This window comes from Ruminococcus sp. HUN007 (assembly GCF_000712055.1).
Taxonomy (GTDB): Bacteria; Bacillota; Clostridia; order Oscillospirales; family Ruminococcaceae; genus HUN007.
Genome location: NZ_JOOA01000002.1, coordinates 1,776,250 through 1,797,019 on the forward strand (window position 1 = coordinate 1,776,250; position 20,770 = coordinate 1,797,019).

Consider the following 20,770-nt stretch of genomic DNA (forward strand, 5'->3'; position numbering starts at 1 on the left):
TGCGGAAAGCACTAATGCAAGACATCGCTTAACTTTGCACCGAATATTTACCTTTTTTTGGGATAGAGGTCATGATTTTTCTTTCTCCTTTTAAATTTAAGTCTGTATAATTGTTTTTTGACCAATTTACGATTAAATTATACAACAATTCAAATTTAATTGTCAATAGAATTTTGATTTTTTATACATTATAGTATCATATCACTAAACTCAACTATTTTTCCGATGTTTTCCGGTTAAAACAATCCATATAAACACAATAACAATTGGAGCACTAATTACAGTAAACTGAATCTTCTTTTTCTCATTGTATAGACCACATAATTATGCTCTGGAATATACGTAACATCCGTAATCGGTCAGCTGCCTCCGGCAGCTTATCAATAGCAAAATCAGCGGAGCTGATTTTACCTTTTCGGTGCAGAGCCGGTGGCAGTAATGTCATCGGTTCATGATTTTTCATTTTACTATTGCAGTTTCAGCATAAAAAAATTATAATAATATAGATAGTAGAACAATAAAAACGCATGAGCTATGTCACCGGAGGATAACAAATGAAAAAACTGATCATAGGCATAATAATATTTCTGCTTGCAGTAACTGCAGGGCTTTCCATACTGTCCGTAGGTATCTACAATCAGAATTTCAACAAAAGATTTGAAGCATCGGAGCCAATCGCCGGACCGGATGATTTTGACGGACTTAAAGCCGAACGTGTGGAATTTGAATCTGACAAAGGGCAGAAGCTCACCGGATATTTTTACAGCAAAGAGACCGGAAACGATAAAGAGGCACTGGTCATAATGTCCCACGGAATAGGAGCAGGCCATAATTACTACATGCCGGTTGCCGATTACTTTGCTTCAAAAGGATATCTGACATTTGCATTTGACGATACCGGATGTGACGAAAGTGAAGGAAAAGGACTCGGCGGTCTTGAGCAGGCAGTTATCGACCTTGATCACGCCATAACTTTTGCAGAAGAAAAATATCCTGAAAAACCGATAGTGCTTTTCGGACACAGCATGGGTGGATACAGCGCAATGGATGTTTTAAAGTATCACCCTGAAGTAAAAGCAGTCGCAGAATGTTCAGGATTCGTCAAGGCAACTGACATGTTTGAAAGCGAAGGCAAAAATCAGGTCGGTTCGCTTATTTACGCACTGCTTCCTTTTGTTAAACTCTACGACAGATACCTGTTCGGAGAGTATGCAACGGCCGATGTTTTTGATGCTTTTGAAGCAAGTGAAACTCCGGTTCTTGTGATCCACAGCGCAGATGATGAGATCGTTCCGATAGAATACGGCCTTGACAAAATACAGTCAAAATACGGAAACGACCCGCGATTTGAGTTTATCCGTTACGAAGGCCGCGGTCACAACAACATTTTTACTGACTTGACTAATCAGGATGAGATCAATGAAGAATTCAGAGAGTGGATAAGTTCCAGAGGTTACGATACAGAAGCATCAGAAAACGCCGAACGTCTGAAAACTGACAAACTTGATTTTATCCACAACGTTATGGACCGGAAAAAATGGTTTGACGTTATCGACGAGGAATTTTTTGAACCGGTAATACGTTTCTACGATGAGAATACAGGACAGTAAAAAGCATATAAACACAAGGCGGTACACCCGGTTTTGATTCGGATGTACCGCATTTTCATTATTTTACGCTGATCCTGTTAAGCAGTTCTCCCGTTTCGGTATTGAAAACAAATATATAATCACCACAGGAATCAAAGGTATAAGCTCCGCCTTCTTTTATTTCTTTTGCCGGAATTTCAGAAGTAATACTCCAGTCATCGAGCGAACGGAAGTAATATTTCCCTTTGTAATATGTTGCTGCTTTTTCAGAATCTGAATATATTATTCTCTCATGACGACGTGTTTTATACTCAGCTGCTATTTTTCTTTTTTCAATATCATATTTACACAGTGTATCAAATCTATGGCCTGTTATTTCTTCTATACTTTGCATCGGATGAGAATACGTACCTGTAACATTTATAAGATTTGATTTATCACGGTAAAAAAACAAATTATATGAACCATAAGAGTCTTTAGTTTCTATAGCTGATATCTCATTTTCGGCATCACCATTCACATGCAGGACATTATAAGTAAGATATTCTTTTTTATTTAAATACTGAACAATTGCATTTTCATCATCAAATACAAACTTTAATGTCGAATATGTGTAGATCCATTCATCAGTTTTCTGGTCATGGACTGCATATGATACATACTCTGGTGACTTATTTTCTATCCTGTAAAATGTGACGGAATCAATACTATGCTTTGCAATTATAACATCTTCAGTTTCAACTATGCTCTGAAAATTCATTTCAGGTAAATTATCTGTATCATCATTAATTGCTAAACAAGCAGCTTCATCCGTTCCGGTAAAACAAATAAAATCATCTTCAGCCAGAAAATCATTTATCTGATACGGAACAGAGTATTCATTTACAAGTTTACCATTTTCATCGATAACCAGTAATGACGAGTCACCACTATAAACGCTCGCCCAGATTTTATTACCATACTGCTTAATAAACACATTGTAAGCATCATCCTGAAACTCATAAATTAAGCTATAATTCCGCATGAATTTTAGACTTACACCTCAATAGTAGTAAGTGGTATTTTATAAGGCACTTTAAACTTAAAAATATCGTATATAGCATTTGCCTCTTTACGAGATTCCTGTGGTATAGCATAATCTTTATAAACCTTGCACTTTTGGTTACGAAGATAGATCATAATGCTTTCAGCATTCAGAGCCTTCGCTTTCTTAGAGCGACGCTTTAGCAGATCCTGCTGCAGTTTCTGCATAATGACTGTACCCATAAAACTTATCAGCAAATGACCAGCAAAAGCCTCTTCACTCTGCACTCGGATTGGCATAAGATCAGCGTAGTTCTTGGTTATGTCAAAAACCTGTTCTACCTGTTGCCTTGTGTAGTACATAGGCAGAAGTTTGTCTTCTGATATCTCTTCTGATGTAAGAATAGCAAAGGTGCCAAGCCTTTTAATTGCAACATCAGTTTCGTTAAAATCTTTCTTATCATCCAGTGCATTAAGAATAGTTTTTTTGTGTTGCATGAGATACATATCTTCATCAATGCAAAGATAAACATATGCATTATATCCGCAAACATCGACCTTTACTTTTTTAATGAACACCAGTCTTTCTCCATAACGATATGCGTACTTCTGGGACATCAGATCATCAAGGTTTCCGGTTGCAGCATCCTTGAAAACAGTTTTATTGGGTGCCACTCTTGTCATAAATGGAATGCCACATTCGAATAGTTCTGCTGTATTCTTTTCAGAATAATAACCGGCATCAAGTATTGCATGATTGACAGAGACGCCATACTGCTCAAGCTCGCTTACTGTAGTGATAAGTGTACTGACATCTATGATGTTTCCTGCAACATATCGAAAATAAATTGGCATTCCGTTGTTGCGATCAATCACATAAATCAGTCTGACTTCGCGATTTATGTCACCGTTATGGTTACTTATCTGAGTGATATCCATTTTTGTTGCGTTAGGCACACCAGTGCTGTCAACAAGTATTCCAGTGGCTCCGCTATCTTTATAGATACTGGACAGGTATTCCTCAAAGAAATGTCTTTGAATTTTTTCGTTGCCGAGTGCTTTCAGCACTTTGCTGATGTTCTGACTGGTCAGATTTGCTTTTGGATAGGAAAGATACGTATAGTTTCCTTCGTACCATATCTTTGCATGACAGCTGGCTCCTTTGTTCGTCAGAAGACGATAAAATATCAAAGCCAGTACGGTATCGCTTTCTTCAGGAAGAACGTTTCGGATGCTTTCGTAGAAAGGTTGTCTGGTGATGTATTCCTGAAGGAACCAAGCATCTCCAAAATCAAGAATAAGCTTTTCTGAATCAGGAATAATTGATTCTTTAGGTAATGCTGTATCAGGAACATCCCTGCGACCTTCACCCAAAACGTATTGATATGTTACACCTTTCTGGCGAAAAATGTTGTTTTCTTTGTCGATGACTCGACCAAGGTTTTCGCCGCGTCTGGTTTTTACTCTGCCTTTATCGCGGTACGACTCGTATACGCATGCATAGATTGCACCATTTGGTTTCTCATCGTAGTGAATGTAGGACATAGTAGAACACCTCTATTTGTAAGTCTAATATATTATACTTACATTATACAGCATTCTACTTACTAAATCAAGAGGAAAAACGCCGAAATATCTATTGTTTACGGACTTTGAATGTACTTATGGAACAATGTAAGTCTAAAAAATCGGCGGAACTATAGTTAAGTCTTCAGAATAATCAGAATTTAGTCTGTACAGTTTCAAATCTCTTAAATAATAATACTGATCGCTAATACAAACTAAATCAGATTCTCTAAAATAGTAATTGGAAATGTGCATCGTAAGCCCAGTATTTCGGATACTCAAAAGCAGTCCGACTATTATTACGATTATTATCGTAATTAAGGTTATTATCTTCTTCATTTCAATAAATATCCTGTTAATAAGTAAAATCCTTTTTAAGTATTATAGCACACCTTGTATGAAAATCACAACTATTTTCGTAAAATTGTCTTTAAATGATCACTGCGTACATATTGAAATGATTAATTTTCTTCGCAGGGATTTGAAAGACGCGTGACATCCCCAATCGGTCAGCTGCCTCCGGCAGCTTATCTATAGCGAAATCAGCGGAGCTGATTTTACCTTTTTGATGCAGAACTGATGACGACCACATATATGGCAAACGTATTATTTAACGTCGCACTTTAAACTGAATATAAAACGCCAAGCGGTACACCCGGTTTTGATTCGGATGTACCGCTTGTTTCATATGTGATTCTTTTGCTATAACTCGATACCTTTCATGGCATCTACTACCTTCTGTTGTATATTTTTCTGCAAATAATTCGGATTGATCTTACTTTTGGAATACTGAAGATATGTCCCCTGTGTTGTATCAGTTAATAACCTTGTAAAAAATCTCTCCCAGCTGAAAAACTCTGAACTCTCAATGTATTCCGAAGGGTTTTCAATAATAGCTTCGGTTTCACTGTTTTTGATAATATCAGAGATAAGCAGCAGCCATTCAAATGATTCAGGCAGAAACAGCTTGATATTACTGTTACTCCTGATAAAAGATGATACTCTGTTCATTTGTGAAGCAAATGCAGCGCCATCTGCTATTACAAGTACACTTTCATCCGCATCATTAAGTGATATCAGTTTTTCATAAATATTCGATTTGCCTTCTGCGGACTCACAGATGATACTGTTCTTACTGGCAACATCAGAAAAAAATTCGTATCCGGAATTACTGTCCTCGACAATTATCCTCTGTGGTTTTATCAGCTGATCCGTTTTCATATCATCAGCATTATAAATCCTATACATCTCATGATAAACCGGCTGAAGTGTTCCGTATTTTCCGGAACTGCGAATACCATACACCTCTTCAACGCTGACCGGAAGCATTTCAAGATTAGCTCTTGTAACAATCACAAAATAATTACTGCTGTTTTTGGCCGCAGAAGCAAATTCTTCAGTTTCGACAAATGAAGAACCTTCATCTATAAACAGAATAGTGTCATTTATATAACCAATCTGTTCCTTCCATAAATCGCCTTCAAGGACACGACAGGGCCTTTGGCATGAAATATTTATACCGCTCTTTTTGTCAATATGAAATTCACGGATAAGATCAATAAGCGTAGTTTTACCAGTAGCACTGTCTCCCTGAATAAGTGTAATATTACGTCTGATATCAAATTCATATTTGACAGAACGATTTGATACCTCAACGTGATAAGCACCCTTCATTATACGAACCTCCCTGCTGTTATGACAAGCTGTTTCATATCATGAACGATCTCATCCGTATTTACTATGTGTATATCAAATGTGCCATCTCCGAAATTCATTATATGCCGGAGATTCACAGTTACATCTTTTCTTTCTCCTATTTTCAGGAGCCACTGAGCACAGTTATCACCACAGTTTGAGGCATTAAAAAGTTCATCCTGTATCTCATTTATAAGTATCAGTGCTTTTACCCCGCCTGAAAGCGATGTCGGAGGAATAATACCTAAAACCGGACTGTCAATTGCATGACTGCTGAGAACTTCTGATTTATCTATATCCTTTATCATCTGCTTCACATCAGCTTCTTCAAGCCATCTGCTGTCAAAAACATTTTTAAAGTAAAGTGAAGTGTTGTAAACAACATCATCAATCTTTCCGAAAATAATATTCAGCAAAGCAATTCCTCCTGTCTGATTGTTTATAATACTTATTATATCACCTGCAGGAATTATTGTAAACGAAAAATTTACATTGAAATACGAAACGGTACACCCGATTTTGAATTCGGATGTACCGCTTGCTTAATTTACGATTAGTTTTCTACATTTTTAGCTTAAACTCTACTATACGCTCAATAATAAATCAAATATTTCTTTGATGGTTCTCATATGTACAAAAACAGAAAAGAGTGATAAAATCAAATTCAATACAGATTTTTTATCCAGCGAAGCAAAGAAATTACGTTCTCCTTTGCTCTTTGTGTATTTTATAACATATCTTATATCAAGTATAGTTATTAAAACCAACACTAACGGTGCAAGGCCATGACTTCTATATAAACTCTCAAGATGGCCAAGAATACGGTTCTCGTAAATCATGACTGCAACTTCTGAATTTGTGTAAGGAAGCCAATATAAAGAAGCCCAAAGGATTCCGACAAATAAAACCAACGTTAATATTACTAAATTAATAGTATGATGTTTGATATGCTTTTCCATTTACTTGTATTTCCTTTTCTTTGTGATTAGATATTGCAACAGGATCTTCAAGAAACTTTTGCTTATTTCCTTCAATTTTTGACGAATCCACCGGTTCGCCTGGAGTATTATAGTATCCCATTCCATACCAACTATCTGCAAACGGAACAACATCATAGAATCCGTGCATTATTTTAGAAGGCCAATTAGGACTCGCATAATTATATGTTCCCATATTTTTAGGATCATAAAGATGCCCTTCTGATTCATTGCTTTCCCTATCGTCAAGCAACATATTGTTATAATTATAAACAGCTTCGAATTTACCATCTTTAGATACAAATTTTAGGTTATATCTACCCTTACCTTTATTATTTTCATCAGTACATGCCTCACTGTCATACATATGAAAAACCGAATCCTCCATTTTTAGTAAGGTCCAATTCTCTTTTTCTTTAAGTAAATCATCAAGAGTATTCGGTGCTCTGTTTAGTTTCAATCTGAAATAATGTAATTCTTTATTTATCGGTACATCAAGAACCACACTATTAAAATAATCACAAAAATCATTCCAGTATTCAAATGGAATCAAATTATAATATTCCGCTGAGTTTACCTGATTCATAATGTAATTAACTTTGTCTACAGGATTGAAAGGAGATACCTTTTTTACTTCATCTAAATAGATTTTTGTTCCAAAACCAATAAATTTATTCATCTAAGATTTATTCCCAAAATGCTGATGAAACTTTAATATTAACTTCAGTAAAGAATAAAATAGAGCAATTCTAATAAAACACAGTGCAGTTTGCTGGTAGTCACGATCTGCATACTGCACTGTTGTTTTTAGTATTTATATCACTATATTTTTATCAATCACTCATGGAGTCAGTTTAAATCCGACTGTTTCCCACTCATCACTCTTATGATTTTCCTCGCACAGCTCCTTATAGCCGTCATAATCGACGATGCAATCTTTAGGTACATAGTTCGGATAAGCACCTGTATAACCGTATGTTGCTGTAGTGCATGCTCCGACAACTTCGTTATTCTTGACTTTTACAGCCCAGTCACCAACTCTTGGTGGAAGGTCACGCTTTATGCTCTGAACGAAATCTGATGAAATATCTGAACTGTTGAAAATTCCGTCAATAACTTCTCCTTTAGCCTCACATTCCATTGCGACTACCATTGCTGTAGTAAACACTGATTTTGCATTTGCATTGGCTGAATCCACTGATGATTTTCTTACAAGATAACGTATGTTCGGAGTATAAGCATTTACGATCTCAGCAGAAAAAGTTTTGAAATCCATTAATGCATCAGGATATAACGCAAACCAGTCTGTATCCGGTCTTAATGCGATATCAGCAAGATTATTATCAAAAGGTACATTCAGAAGCTGCGGAACACTTGCAGGATAAGCACCTGAACGTTTCTCACATCCGGCTGCTGCACCGCGGACTTCATAACTTTCTATTTTCACTGAGAATTCATACTCATCAGAAGCAAGTTCTCTGAAAAGTTCGCTTTCGGAAGTATAAATACCATTCGGAACTTCCTTTCCGGAAATTTCATATTCCTGAAGCATGGTCTGAACATTAGTGAAGATATTTTTAGCGGCATCGTTGAAGAATGATACAGAAGAAACCAGATTATCCGGTGTTCCAGTCGCCGATACATAATCAGGGAACATGATCTTCCAGTCAGGTTTAAAATCATCTGCATCGGGCGGCATTTTTTCTTTCAGCACATCAAAAGGAATATCCATATTCTGCGGAATACCAGCAGGATAAGCGCCGCTCCTTGTAAGCTCACCGCTCGATGCCAGACAGTAAATTACCATTCCATTTTTAACGAAAATAAAGTATTTCCCTTTAGCCCCACCAATATTTGCAAACAGTTCGTTTTCTTCAGTGTAAAATCCGTTCGGAACTGTTTCACCTAAAGTTTCTTTTTCCTGAATAATAGTCTGCGCATTTGTGAAAACTGTCTTTGCAAAATCATTATACTGAGCAACTGTTTTTTCAGGATAATCAGGCAGAGAACTCTGAGCAGGATCATCTGAAATATACTGAGGATAAGTCTGCTTCCAGTCAAAACTTATATCTCCGGAAATTTTTGCATTATCGAATTTATATGGGATATTCATAGTCTGTGGTACTGTGTTCGGATATGCACCGGTCACTTTTCCGTATGAATCAGTACAAATACAGCCAACTAACTCACCGTCAGAGAACGAAAGTGCAAAGGTCGTATTCTGCGGGCTCAGATTTGTAAGAGCAAAAATCTTATCACGGTACTGCTTTTCAATTTCTTCGTCTGCAGTAATTCCGGTATAGTTAAGCGGAGCTATTTCCGGCTTCCCTGCTGTTTCTGCCTCCTGCTGCATAGTTTTGATCACAGTAAACAGTGTCTCTGCAGTACTGTTAAGCTCGTTAGTGGTCTTCGGAACATAGTCCTTTATAGTTTCATCTGCCGAAACCCATTCCGGATATGCATCTTTCCAGTTTATATTAACATTAGAATAATACTGCACATTAGCTTCAAGTATCTTGTCATAGTCAACATTTACTGACATAGGTATCTCATTCGGATACGCACCGGTAACACCGCCGGAAGTACAGATACAGCCTCTTACGTCACAATCAGATATCGCTATACTCCATCTTGTTCCGTCCGGAAGTTCAAGTTCCTGTTTCATAAGGTCTGTAAGTTCATTGCTGTCTTCATTATTAAAAACATTAAACCTTGCCACTTTTTGTTCAGGATTAAGATAACTAAGGTATAACTGGGCCCTTACCGCTGTCTCATAAATATCCTTTGCTGTTTTATTCATTTCTGAAATAGCAGCAGTATCAGTCTTGTCCTTGTTTTCTTCCGGATCCTTCTGTTCCGCAGGATCCTTTGGTTCTTTAGGATTTTCCGGTTCCGGATCTTTTGGTTCTGCAGGATCCTGCGGCGGCTGAACAGCTTCTGTCAGTATTCCTGTCAGATAAATCATATCCGCAACATTTATCTTCTGGTCGCCGTTCATATCCGCACCATCAGCGTCGATATCTGTCGCCTCACCAAGAAGATACTTTTTCATCAATACTATGTCCTTGGTATTAAGGACTCCGTCCCCGTTCACATCTCCTTTGACCGTATCAGGTGCAGCCATTACTGACTCCGCCATCATCGTCGAAACCATGCATAAAGCAAGAATACCTGTAACAACTTTTCTCATTTCTTAAAACCCCTTTTTCATTATTGTCTTTCACTTTTAATAAGTAAAATCCTTTTTAAGTATTATAGCACACCTTGTCTGAAAAGTGCAACTATTTTTGCAAAATTGTCTTTAAATAATCAATGCGTACATATTGAAATGAATAATTTTCTTCGCAGAGATTTGAAAGACGCGTGACATCCCCAATCGGTCAGCTGCCTTCGGCAGCTCATCAATAGCAAAATCAGCGGAGCTGATTTTACATTTTTTCCGCAGAGCCGGTGGTCAAACGTCACCGGCTCTTGCTTTTGCATTTTTCAATTATTAGTTGACAAAAGATTATGTTTGTTGTAAAATTTTAATCAAATGATAAAACATGCATCAACTATTCATGGAAACCGGATACACTCCAGTGGTGGGTTTGCGGCTGGAACCCGGAATATGCCTGGGATGTTGATGTTCACAAACTCGCTGTTGTTAGCAAGGTGGATATGTCGGAGTTCAAAGAATTGTATAATGTATTTGCCCGAAATTATAAAACCGATGAAGACTATACACCATATTTAGAATTTGATGATGAGCACAATCTTTTCTGGTTAATGTGGGGAGATGATTCTTTATATGAACTACCTTAAAATTACCCTCATAAAAAAGATGTTTAGTAATATCCTTGTTGTATTAACATGCATCATAATATTCTGCGGTTGCGGCTTTGAAAAAGTTCAGGAAGAAACTCAGCTTTGCAAAGAAGCCAAAGAAGAGGCCAAACAAGTTTTTGAATACCTAAAAGAAGAAGATACTTCATCACTTTCAAATTTTTTTAGTCAAAAAGCTTTATCTGACTGTAATCTGGAAGAGGAATGGAAAATATTTCTTGAACAGATTAACGGTAAAATAATTGATTATGAAACAATTGAAACTTTTGAGAACAGACGTACTTTTTCTGATGGTAATCTCACCTATTTACTGTTACGAATAGAATTTAAAAACGTAAAAACTGACACCGGACAAGTTTATGAAAAAATGAGATACTCAAAAACCGCTAAATGTGATTCTGATCCCGATAAAGAGGGAATCAACTGGTTAGAATTAATGATTGACGGAAACGAAAAAAACTATCAAATTTCCCACTAAGAAAGAGTAACGCAAGGATTGCCACAACAACAAGTCAAAAAATCCCGAGTCAAAATGAAAGCAGAAGCTAAATTACAATTTATGTTAGATAGCATTAATTAATTGATTGTTGTGTTTTGGAACTGATTGTTTACTGTAATCTGTTCTATCATATCTGTTATAGTAAATATATCAAAATCAGCGAAGCTGATTTTACCTTTTATCCGCAGAGCCGGTGGTCAAACGTCATCGGCTCTTGCTTTTGTATTTTTTTCAATTATTAGTTGACAAAAGATTATGTTTGTTGTAAAATTTTAATCAAATGATAAAACATGCATCAACTATTCATGGAAACTGGAATATGCCTGGGATGTTGATGTTCACAAGCTTGCTGTTGTTAGTAAGGTTGATATGTCGGATTTCGAAGACTTGTACAAAGTGTTCACATTGTACAAATCTGATATCAGATACAGAAAATATCTGGAATTTGACGATGACAATAATACTTTCTGGCTTATGTGGGGAGATGATTCTACTTATGAATGATAACCGAATTACAAGAACGTCATTTTGCAGTTTTATCACAACAATTGCGCTTATATTCATCAGTATATTTATCTTGTCAGGATGTGGCGTAAAAAAAATAATGGAAGAAACCAGGCTCAGTAAAGAAGTAAAAAAAGAAAGTACACAAGTATTCGATTATCTTAAAAATGAGGATATCAAAAGTCTTTCTGATCTTTTTTGTCAAAACCAAAAAGACAATTCTGACATAAAAGAAAAATGGAAAAACTTTTATGAAAGTATCGACGGGAAAATACTCGCCTATGATAAATTATCCTGTACTGAAACTATGAGAACATTTTCGGATGGAAAACTAACGTATTTAGTTTTCCGTATTGAATATTCTGATGTTAAAAACTGACACAGGTAGGATTTATGAAAAACTAATATACTCCACTACCGCCAAAGATATTGATGATAGTAATGAAGAAGGAATAAGCAATTTTATTCTTCTTCAAGGTAAAGATGAGAATGGATATCCAATTGCAATTACAGTTGATTAGTTATCAAATGTAATATGAACAACCATGGGCTTCGTAGGATTTATTTTTGCACCATTTCTTATCGCAGGAATTTTTGCTGTAATCGGTTCTGTTATCGCTGTTATAGTCATTCCGATATTACTCGCAGTAATACTTACCATAATCGGTCTGATTCTACACAAAAAGCACAGAACAGCCTCAAAAGTACTTTTTATACTTGCAGTAATCTGTATATGCTTTTTAATAACTGTAATTTCCATCATGCTGATTGCTGTTATGCTGCTTTTCAGCCATTCTTTAACTCACGCAGGATTGATGTTGTGTACATCCCCAATCGGTCAGCTGCCTCCGGCAGCTTATCTATAGCAAAATCAGCGAAGCTGATTTTACCTTTTATCCGCAGAGCCGGTGGCAGCCAGCCACCGGCTCTTTTTTATTAAAAAGTGTTGATGTACCTTATTTAAAAATGGTATAATAAAAAATGACACAAATACAGAACGGAAAACACTACTGAGAAAGCGAGGAGCGTCAATGGGAACATATCTGAATCCGGGGAAAGAATCATATGAAGAAGCTGTAAATTCCGAAATTTTTATAGATAAAACTGAAATGATACAGTATTTAAATTCTTTAGTTAATACTAAACAGAAATACGTCAGTGTATCCCGTCCGCGCAGATTCGGAAAGTCAATGGCTGCTGATATGATCTGTGCTTATTACGACAGAAAAGCTGATAGCTATGAATTATTTTCAAAGAGAAAACTATCAGAAACATCACCAGTAAAAAAGGGCGATAACGAAATCGCATGGGACGGATATCTTGGCAGGTTTGATGTTATTAGACTTGTTATGACAGACTTTTTGGACGGCAGCGATACAGTGCCGGATATGCTGAATTATCTGACCGAAGAAGTTGTTGAAGATCTCAGAGATGAATTTCCTGATGTTAATTTCGGAAGCAGAATTTCCCTGCGTACAGTTCTTAATAAGATCTACGGAAAAACCGGGCATCAGTTTGTAATAGTTATAGATGAATGGGATGCGATCTTCAGGTCGTGTAAAGATGATAAAGAAGGACAGACAAAATATCTTGACTTCCTTCGTGATCTGCTCAAAGACAAACCGTATGTTGCCCTTGCATATATGACCGGCATACTTCCTATCAAGAAATATGGTGAGCATTCAGCTTTGAATATGTTTACTGAATATTCCATGATGGCACCGAGACAGCTGGCGGAATATACCGGATTTACTGAAGATGAAGTATCCAATCTTTGTATTGACTATAAAATGAACTATAACGATGTATCCAGCTGGTATGACGGATACATCGTCAGTGATAATATTCCGAAAGAAAAGAGAGAAGAATACAGAGAAGGAATATACTCCGGTCACAAAACTGCAATATACAGTCCGTTGTCCGTTGTTGAAGCAATGACAACAGGCGTTATAAAAAATTACTGGAACAAAACCGAGACTTACGAAGCTCTTGCCGACTATATCCGCAGGGATTATGACGGTCTGAAAGATGCTGTCGCACTGCTTATGGACGGCGGAAAGCTTGTTATTGATACTTCAACCTACCAGAATGACATGACGACTTTCAACGGACGTGATGATATCCTGTCACTTCTTATCCACCTTGGTTATCTTGGCTTCGATGACGAGACCAGCGAGGTCTTTATTCCGAACAAAGAAATACTTGATGAATTCAAAACATCTACCAAATCGAAAGAATGGAATGAAACCTTCGAATCCTTCCGCCTGTCACAGGAACTGCTGAAAGCTACGTGGAACAGGGACGCTGAAAAGGTCGCTGAGATCATCGAAAAAACGCATGACAAAGCAGATAACAAAACCTATAACGATGAAGCGGCACTTAGCTATGCAATAAGAATGGCATATTACTCAGCTCAGAAGTATTACACTATCCTTCCGGAAACAGACACCGGAAAAGGATATGCTGATCTTATCCTTATTCCGTCACCGAAATATCCGGACAAACCGGCACTTGTCATTGAACTGAAATACAACAAGGATGCCGAAGGTGCCATCGCGCAGATAAAGCGAAGAGATTATCCGGAAAGGCTTGAACACTACAAGGGAAACATCATTCTTGTTGGCATCAATTACGATAAGGATATTCCGAACGACGATCCGGCTTTCAAGCATCATACCTGCGTTCTGGAAGACGCGTAACATCCGTAATCGGTCAGCTGCCTACGGCAGCTTATCTATAGCAAAATCAGCGAAGCTGATTTTACCTTTTATCCGCAGTTTGGTGTTAATCACGCAGTTACTGATGTTTTCCCATATAGTAATGAGTGGTACTTTCAATTAGGTTCATATATTTTTGCCGAAAATTATAACACAGGATTAGGAAATGTTCCCGGTGTATATGTTAATTGTTCAGAAGCTGCAAAAAATCTGGATGCATACGACGAAGACAACGAAGCACAGATATGGCATAATGCTCATGCTGCTGCTTCATAGTAGCAATGGTGATTATTATGGTAAAAAACTATAAAAAAGTCATTAATTTTATATGTATTATATCAACATTGTTGTGGGGAAGCATTTTCATATTCTCTAAGATAAATTGGGAAACAGCTCAGCTTATTAATAACAGCACCATATTTCATTACTTAAAATACAGTTATTATAATTTTGGCACACTATTTATTGTAAACATCTTTTGCTTTTTCAACCTGTTATTCGAAGTGGTTAACTTTTTTAAAAGAAAAAAAGAAAAGCAAGTGAATCAAAGCAGTAAACTGTTTAGTATTTCGTATTTTATTGTTTCAGTAATTGCGTATACAATTCACTTTCTTGTGTTTAAATATTTTTTAGAAGGTGCATTTGCAGGATAAACAAATGAAGAGCTATTAAAATCATAATAAAACAATTAGATCAGGCAATTATTTTAGCAGAGCCGGTGGTCAAACGTCATCGGCTCTTGCTTTTGCATTTTTTTAATTATTAGTTGACAAAAGATTATGTTTGTTGTAAAATTTTAATCAAATGATAAAACATGCATCAACTATTCATGGAAACCGGATACACTCCAGTGGTGGGTTTGCGGCTGGAATCCTGAATACGCATGGAATGTTGATGTTCACAAGCTTGCTGTTGTTAGTAAGGTGGATATGTCGGAGTTCAAGGAATTGTATAAAGCTTTCCGCGAATCAATGATAAAACTCCCGCAAAATCTAATGTACTTAGAATTTGACGATGAAAACAATATGTTCTGGCTTGTATGGGGAGATGAATTATCATATGTATATTATTAATCCATCACTTACGTTTACAAAATCGCAAATTCGTAAAATACTAAAAACTATTTCGTTTGTTTTTATAATCATGCTTCTCCTAACAAGTTGCGATGATAAAGTTAAAGAAGAGTCTCTACTTTGTAAAGAAGCAAAAGAAGAAGCTAATCAGGTATTTGAATACTTAAAAGAAGAAGACATTCAGAGTCTTTCCGAGTTATTTTCTCCAAACAAACAGACAACATACAATCTTGAAGCTGAATGGAAAAGCTTCTTTGAAAGTCTGGATGGAAAAATAAAAGATTATGACTGTTTGAAATTTGATGAAGCACAGCGAACTTTTTCTGACGGTAAGTTGTACTATTTAACCGTAAATGTAGAATTCACCAATATAGAAACTGAAACAGGTCATATTTATGAAGAGTTGTCATATTCCAAAATATTAAAAAGCGATTCAAACAATGACGAAGAAGGTATTTGGGGTGTAAGTTTCGTAAACGGCAGAGATGAAAAAGGCAATCTCAACATGACATATATAGGATGTTCAAAAGAGATAAAGATTAAATAGCATTAAATTCATGTTTGATAAACAATAAATAGAATTCACAGAAAATAAGATTAGCCTTCTGCGCAAAAATCATAGTAATATGAAAGGAAACCAACTATGGGCTTCGTAGGATTTATTTTTGCACCATTTCTTATCGCGGGATTTTTTGCTGTAATCGGTTCTATTATCGCTGTTATAGTCATTCCGATATTACTCGCAGTAATACTTACCATAATCGGTCTGATTCTACACAAAAAGCACAGAACAGCCTCAAAAGTACTTTTTATACTTGCAGTAATCTGTATATGCTTTTTAATAACTGTAATTTCCATCATGCTGATTGCTGTTATGCTGCTTTTCAGCCATTCTTTAACTCACGCAGGATTGATGTTGTGTACATCCCCAATCGGTCAGCTGCCTCCGGCAGCTTATCTATAGCAAAATCAGCAGAGCTGATTTTACCTTTTCGCGGCAGGCGGATTATTAAGCCTTCGCAGCAAAACGAATATAACGCAGACAAGCGGTACACCCGGTTTCAAATCCGGATGTACCGCCGTCTTTTTATCCTGTCATTCATCCACCAGAACTATTCCGATATCGACATTGGTAAGCTCTTTTATGTATTTCTTCGCAGATTCCGTTACCAGTCCGTTTTTGATAAAGCCGATGGAAACGGTGAGGTCCGAGTGTACAGCAGTTACGGCTTCACCGGTATCGCCGTTCATTCCGCTGTTGATATCCACGCTGATAACATAAGCGCCGGATCTGTTTATTGCATCTATTGCAGTTTTAGCATTTCCCCTCACCTCACCGGAGAATCCGGTTCCGAGAATGCAGTCTACGATAACGTCGTAGCCGGAAAGATCTGTTTCCGGAGCAAACATTTGACTTCTGACGCCAAGCTCATTTGCGATTCCGCTGTAGTATTTTCCGTCCTCGCTCATCTTTTCAGATACCTTTATGATAACGGAATCAATACCGTCCTTCTTAAGTATTCCGGCAAGTGCATATCCGTCACCGCCGTTGTTTCCGCCGCCGACGACTATAGCGATATTTTTCCCTTTCCAGCCGTCATATGAATTATACACTTCCATGGCAGCACGGTACATAAGTTCCCTGCTCTCCACAAAATTAGCTATCGTATAGGCGTCGCTTTTACGCATCTGCTCCACGCTTATCGTCCTGTTTTCCATGTGATCATCTCCAGTCTTTTTATTGTTCTTATTATATCACCTGCCGGGAGCATTGTAAACGGAAAATATGCTGCGGATTTCAGAAAAACAAATGAGCTTCGCGTTCGCATGGAATGTAAAGTTCGTTTAATAAGCAGCATGCCCGGATTCTTTCTTTTCTCATTGCCTGTACCTGATAATTATGCTATACTTATAGCTGTAACGGCCGGATCCCGGTCAGTAAACAGATCAAGAAGGAGAACACAGAATGATAATTAAAATAATTGTTGCAGCGCTTGAAATACTGCTGTTTATGGCGTTTGCAGTATCCTACCCTGTAATAAACATCGGTACCTGGACAGGCATGGGAGTTACTGCAGTACTTTTTATAATAACATTACGCTTTGAAAGCTTTGTAAAACTCATCTGTAACCTGTGGCAGCACACCAGCGGAAAGGCCGTGCTTGGTATTACCGGATTTATCGTCATCGCATCGGTCGGATTTGCAGTATTCTGCACGGTGAACATGTTATCTGCGCGGAATATAAAGCCGGAGGATCCGTCGGCGGTGGTGGTGCTCGGATGTCAGGTAAGAAACGGCGTGCCGTCGCGTATGCTTAAGAGGCGTCTGGATGCCGCACTCACCTATCTGGAAACTGACACTGATGTACCGGTGGTGGTTTCAGGAGGCCAAGGACCGGATGAGGCGATTTCCGAGGCTGAATGCATGAAACGATATCTTGCGGAACACGGCATTCCGGAAAGCAGGATCATCATGGAAGACAAATCTGCAAACACTGACGAGAACCTGGTATTTTCATTTGAAAAACTCGACGAGCGGGGAATAAGCCGTGACATAGTACTTGTCTCCGACGGATATCATCAGTACCGGGCTCAGCACATGGCAAAGCGTCACGGTGCAGTGAAGGTCAGTGCCGTTTCAGCAGCCACCGAGCCGAAGTTCATTGCGACCTATTACGTCAGGGAATGGCTTGCGATTGCAAAAGAGCTTTTTCTCAGTTAAGGAAGCGCTGATTTAAAGTATAATTGCCAAATACATTAGACATTTACAGCTAAACTTTAGACACTAAATACCGCCTGATATTATTGACTTATCGTAAAAAAAAGAATATAATAAAATAGGTGCGCATTATATCTGTAACACACTTATTGATATAATCAGATTTCGTATTATACTATAATATATATTCATATGGAGGTTATTTAACAATGAACAGAGTTTACAACTTCAGTGCAGGTCCTGCTGTTCTCCCAGAGGAAGTCCTCAAGGAATGCGCAGATGAAATGTTTGATTACAAGGGCAGCGGCATGTCCGTTATGGAAATGTCACACCGTTCAAAGGTTTATGATGAAATAATCAAGGACGCAGAAAAGGATCTCCGCGATCTTATGAACATCCCTGACAACTACAAGGTTATCTTCCTTCAGGGCGGCGCTTCACTCCTCTTCGCAGGTGTTCCTATGAACCTCATGAAGAACGGAAAGGCTGCTTACATCATCACAGGACAGTGGGCTAAGAAGGCATATCAGGAAGCTCAGATGTACGGTGAAGCTGTTGCAGTTGCTTCATCAGCTGACAAGACATTCTCATACATTCCTGACTGTTCAGACCTCGACATTCCTGAAGACGCAGACTACGTTTACATCTGCGAAAACAACACAATTTACGGAACAAAGTTCCCTGAACTTCCGAACACAAAGGGCAAAATACTCGTTGCTGACGTAAGCTCATGCTTCCTCTCAGAACCAGTTGACGTAACAAAGTACGGCGTTATCTACGGCGGTGTTCAGAAGAACATTGGTCCTTCAGGCGTACAGATCGTTATCGTTCGTGAAGACCTCATCGCTGACGGTCCTGCATTCAAGCAGACTCCTACAATGATGAACTGGAAGATCCAGGCTGACAACGGCTCACTCTACAACACACCTCCATGCTACGGCATCTACGTTTGCGGCAAGGTATTCAAGTGGATCAAGAAGATGGGCGGCCTCGAAGCTATGAAGAAGCACAACGAAAAGAAGGCAGCTATCCTTTACAACTTCCTCGACCAGAGCAAACTCTTCAAGGCTACAGTACAGGGTAAGGACAGATCACTCATGAACGTTCCTTTCATCACAGGCAACGAAGAACTCGATGCTAAGTTCGTTAAGGAATCAAAGGCTGCAGGCTTCGAAAACCTCAAGGGTCACCGTACAGTAGGCGGTATGCGTGCTTCTATCTACAATGCAATGCCGATCGAAGGCGTAGAAAAGCTCGTTGAATTCATGAAGAAGTTCGAAGCAGAAAATGCTTGATTTACGGAGGCAGTCATGTATAATATTCAGACATTAAACAAGATCGCAGCATGCGGTACAGATGTTTTCAATAAGGCAAACTACAACATTTCAGATACAGTTGAAAAGCCGGACGCTATCATGGTTCGTTCAGCAGCAATGCACGACATGGTATTCGCTCCGAACCTCCTTGCTATCGCAAGAGCAGGCGCAGGCGTAAACAACATTCCTGTTGACAGATGCGCTGAAGAAGGTATCTGCGTATTCAACACACCGGGCGCAAACGCAAATGCAGTTAAGGAACTCGTTATTGCAGGTCTTCTCCTCGCTTCAAGAAAGGTAGCAGACGCTCTTGCATGGGTACCTTCACTCAAGAACGAAGGCGACGAAGTAGGCAAGCTCGTTGAAAAAGGCAAGTCACAGTTTGCAGGTCCTGAAATCCAGGGCAAGACACTTGGTATCATCGGTCTCGGCGCTATCGGTATCCTCGTTGCCAATGCAGCAGTAGCTCTCGGCATGAAGGTTGTCGGCACTGACCCGTTCCTTTCAGTAAACGCAGCTCTCAAGCTTTCAAACAAGGTTTCAGTAGTTCCGACTCAGAAGGACGTTTTCGAAGCTGCTGACTACCTCACGATCCACGTTCCGTACAACAACGAAACAAAGGGATTCATCGGCAAGGACGCTATCGCTTCAATGAAGGACGGCGTTCGCATCCTCAACTTTGCAAGAGGCGAACTCGTTGACACAGACGCTCTCCTCGAAGCTCTCGAAAGCGACAAGGTTGCAGCTTACGTAACAGACTTCCCTAATGCTAAGGTTATCGGTGCAAAGAACGTTACAGCTCTTCCGCACCTCGGCGCTTCAACACCTGAAAGTGAAGACAACTGTGCTGTTATGGCCGCTGGAGAACTCATCGACTACATCGAAAACGGCAACATCAGAAACTCAGTAAATCTTCCTAACGCTGAAATGGCTGCTACAGGTGAAAAGATCTGCATCATCCACAAGAACGTTCCTGATACAATCTCAAAGATCACATCTATTCTCGGCAATGCCGGTGTAAACATCGAAAACATGTTAAGCAACAGCAAGAAGGATTATGCTTACACAATGATCGATGCTACAGGCAAGGACATTGATGATGATACAGTAAAGAAGATCTCTGCTGTTGACAATGTTATCAGAGTAAGAGTTATTAAGTAATTTCAGGTGGTTTTATCCCCACCCCCTGCCCCCTCCCCACGGGAGGGGGTGTTTTATTGAGGGGCTTCGCCCCCTCCCCCTGTAAATAGCGGGTTTATCCCCGCAC

17 protein-coding genes are annotated in these 20,770 nt (G+C 38.5%); 9 read left to right on the top strand and 8 right to left on the bottom strand.

Features of this window, described 5'->3' with window-relative positions:
• The first annotated feature begins 554 nt into the window (after positions 1-554).
• Entirely contained in the window at positions 555-1,610 is a 1,056-nt protein-coding gene (locus CC97_RS11795) for an alpha/beta fold hydrolase (RefSeq protein WP_044975130.1), read from the top strand.
• A 58-nt stretch (positions 1,611-1,668) separates the two neighbouring features.
• Here CC97_RS11795 and CC97_RS11800 read toward each other — a convergent pair whose 3' ends face one another.
• From CC97_RS11800 to CC97_RS11830, 7 genes are all read right to left on the bottom strand, one after another.
• Positions 1,669-2,565 carry a hypothetical protein gene (locus tag CC97_RS11800; protein ID WP_044975131.1) on the bottom strand — a complete coding sequence of 299 codons (897 nt, stop codon included), beginning with the start codon at positions 2,563-2,565 and terminating at the stop codon, positions 1,669-1,671.
• 59 nt (positions 2,566-2,624) lie between these two features.
• Complete coding sequence (locus tag CC97_RS11805) at positions 2,625-4,157, bottom strand: transposase (RefSeq protein WP_044974630.1); 1,533 nt, start codon at positions 4,155-4,157, stop codon at positions 2,625-2,627.
• A 723-nt stretch (positions 4,158-4,880) separates the two neighbouring features.
• Complete coding sequence (locus tag CC97_RS11810; RefSeq protein ID WP_044975132.1) at positions 4,881-5,852, bottom strand: translation initiation factor 2; 972 nt, start codon at positions 5,850-5,852, stop codon at positions 4,881-4,883.
• Positions 5,852-6,289, bottom strand: a complete 438-nt coding sequence (locus tag CC97_RS11815) for a DUF4869 domain-containing protein (RefSeq protein ID WP_044975133.1) — start codon at positions 6,287-6,289, stop codon at positions 5,852-5,854. Before CC97_RS11815 ends, CC97_RS11810 begins: the two co-directional genes overlap by 1 nt.
• Positions 6,290-6,457: 168 nt before the next feature.
• On the bottom strand, positions 6,458-6,832 hold the full coding sequence (locus tag CC97_RS11820) for a hypothetical protein (protein WP_044975134.1): 375 nt from the start codon (positions 6,830-6,832) through the stop codon (positions 6,458-6,460).
• On the bottom strand, positions 6,801-7,529 hold the full coding sequence (locus tag CC97_RS11825; protein ID WP_044975135.1) for a hypothetical protein: 729 nt from the start codon (positions 7,527-7,529) through the stop codon (positions 6,801-6,803). Before CC97_RS11825 ends, CC97_RS11820 begins: the two co-directional genes overlap by 32 nt.
• Before the next feature lie 162 nt (positions 7,530-7,691).
• Entirely contained in the window at positions 7,692-10,040 is a 2,349-nt protein-coding gene (locus tag CC97_RS11830) for a dockerin type I repeat-containing protein (protein WP_044975136.1), read from the bottom strand.
• A gap of 600 nt (positions 10,041-10,640) precedes the next feature.
• Between CC97_RS11830 and CC97_RS11835 the strand changes: the two genes are divergently transcribed.
• The 5 genes from CC97_RS11835 to CC97_RS11865 all read left to right on the top strand — a co-directional run bounded on the left by CC97_RS11835 (position 10,641) and on the right by CC97_RS11865 (position 16,432).
• A complete protein-coding gene (locus CC97_RS11835) occupies positions 10,641-11,153 on the top strand; it encodes a DUF5104 domain-containing protein (RefSeq protein ID WP_044975137.1) in 513 nt (170 codons plus the stop codon).
• Positions 11,154-11,670: 517 nt separating this feature from the next.
• A complete protein-coding gene (locus CC97_RS20570) occupies positions 11,671-12,057 on the top strand; it encodes a DUF5104 domain-containing protein (RefSeq protein ID WP_044975138.1) in 387 nt (128 codons plus the stop codon).
• A gap of 652 nt (positions 12,058-12,709) precedes the next feature.
• Entirely contained in the window at positions 12,710-14,377 is a 1,668-nt protein-coding gene (locus tag CC97_RS11850; protein WP_044975140.1) for an AAA family ATPase, read from the top strand.
• 1,077 nt (positions 14,378-15,454) lie between these two features.
• A complete protein-coding gene (locus CC97_RS11860; RefSeq protein ID WP_044975142.1) occupies positions 15,455-16,015 on the top strand; it encodes a DUF5104 domain-containing protein in 561 nt (186 codons plus the stop codon).
• Positions 16,016-16,111: 96 nt separating this feature from the next.
• Positions 16,112-16,432 (top strand): hypothetical protein, encoded by a 321-nt coding sequence (locus CC97_RS11865; protein WP_044975143.1) that lies wholly within the window; start codon positions 16,112-16,114, stop codon positions 16,430-16,432.
• Between the two features lie 131 nt (positions 16,433-16,563).
• Here CC97_RS11865 and CC97_RS11870 read toward each other — a convergent pair whose 3' ends face one another.
• Positions 16,564-17,187: an NAD(P)H-hydrate epimerase gene (locus tag CC97_RS11870; RefSeq protein WP_049962872.1), complete on the bottom strand. Its 624-nt coding sequence runs from the start codon at positions 17,185-17,187 to the stop codon at positions 16,564-16,566.
• Positions 17,188-17,434: 247 nt separating this feature from the next.
• Between CC97_RS11870 and CC97_RS11880 the strand changes: the two genes are divergently transcribed.
• The 3 genes from CC97_RS11880 to CC97_RS11890 all read left to right on the top strand — a co-directional run bounded on the left by CC97_RS11880 (position 17,435) and on the right by CC97_RS11890 (position 20,664).
• Positions 17,435-18,190, top strand: a complete 756-nt coding sequence (locus CC97_RS11880; RefSeq protein ID WP_049962873.1) for a YdcF family protein — start codon at positions 17,435-17,437, stop codon at positions 18,188-18,190.
• 206 nt (positions 18,191-18,396) lie between these two features.
• A complete protein-coding gene (gene serC / locus CC97_RS11885) occupies positions 18,397-19,482 on the top strand; it encodes a 3-phosphoserine/phosphohydroxythreonine transaminase (protein WP_044975145.1) in 1,086 nt (361 codons plus the stop codon).
• Between the two features lie 15 nt (positions 19,483-19,497).
• Positions 19,498-20,664 (top strand): 3-phosphoglycerate dehydrogenase family protein, encoded by a 1,167-nt coding sequence (locus CC97_RS11890; protein WP_044975146.1) that lies wholly within the window; start codon positions 19,498-19,500, stop codon positions 20,662-20,664.
• Positions 20,665-20,770: the final 106 nt, after the last annotated feature.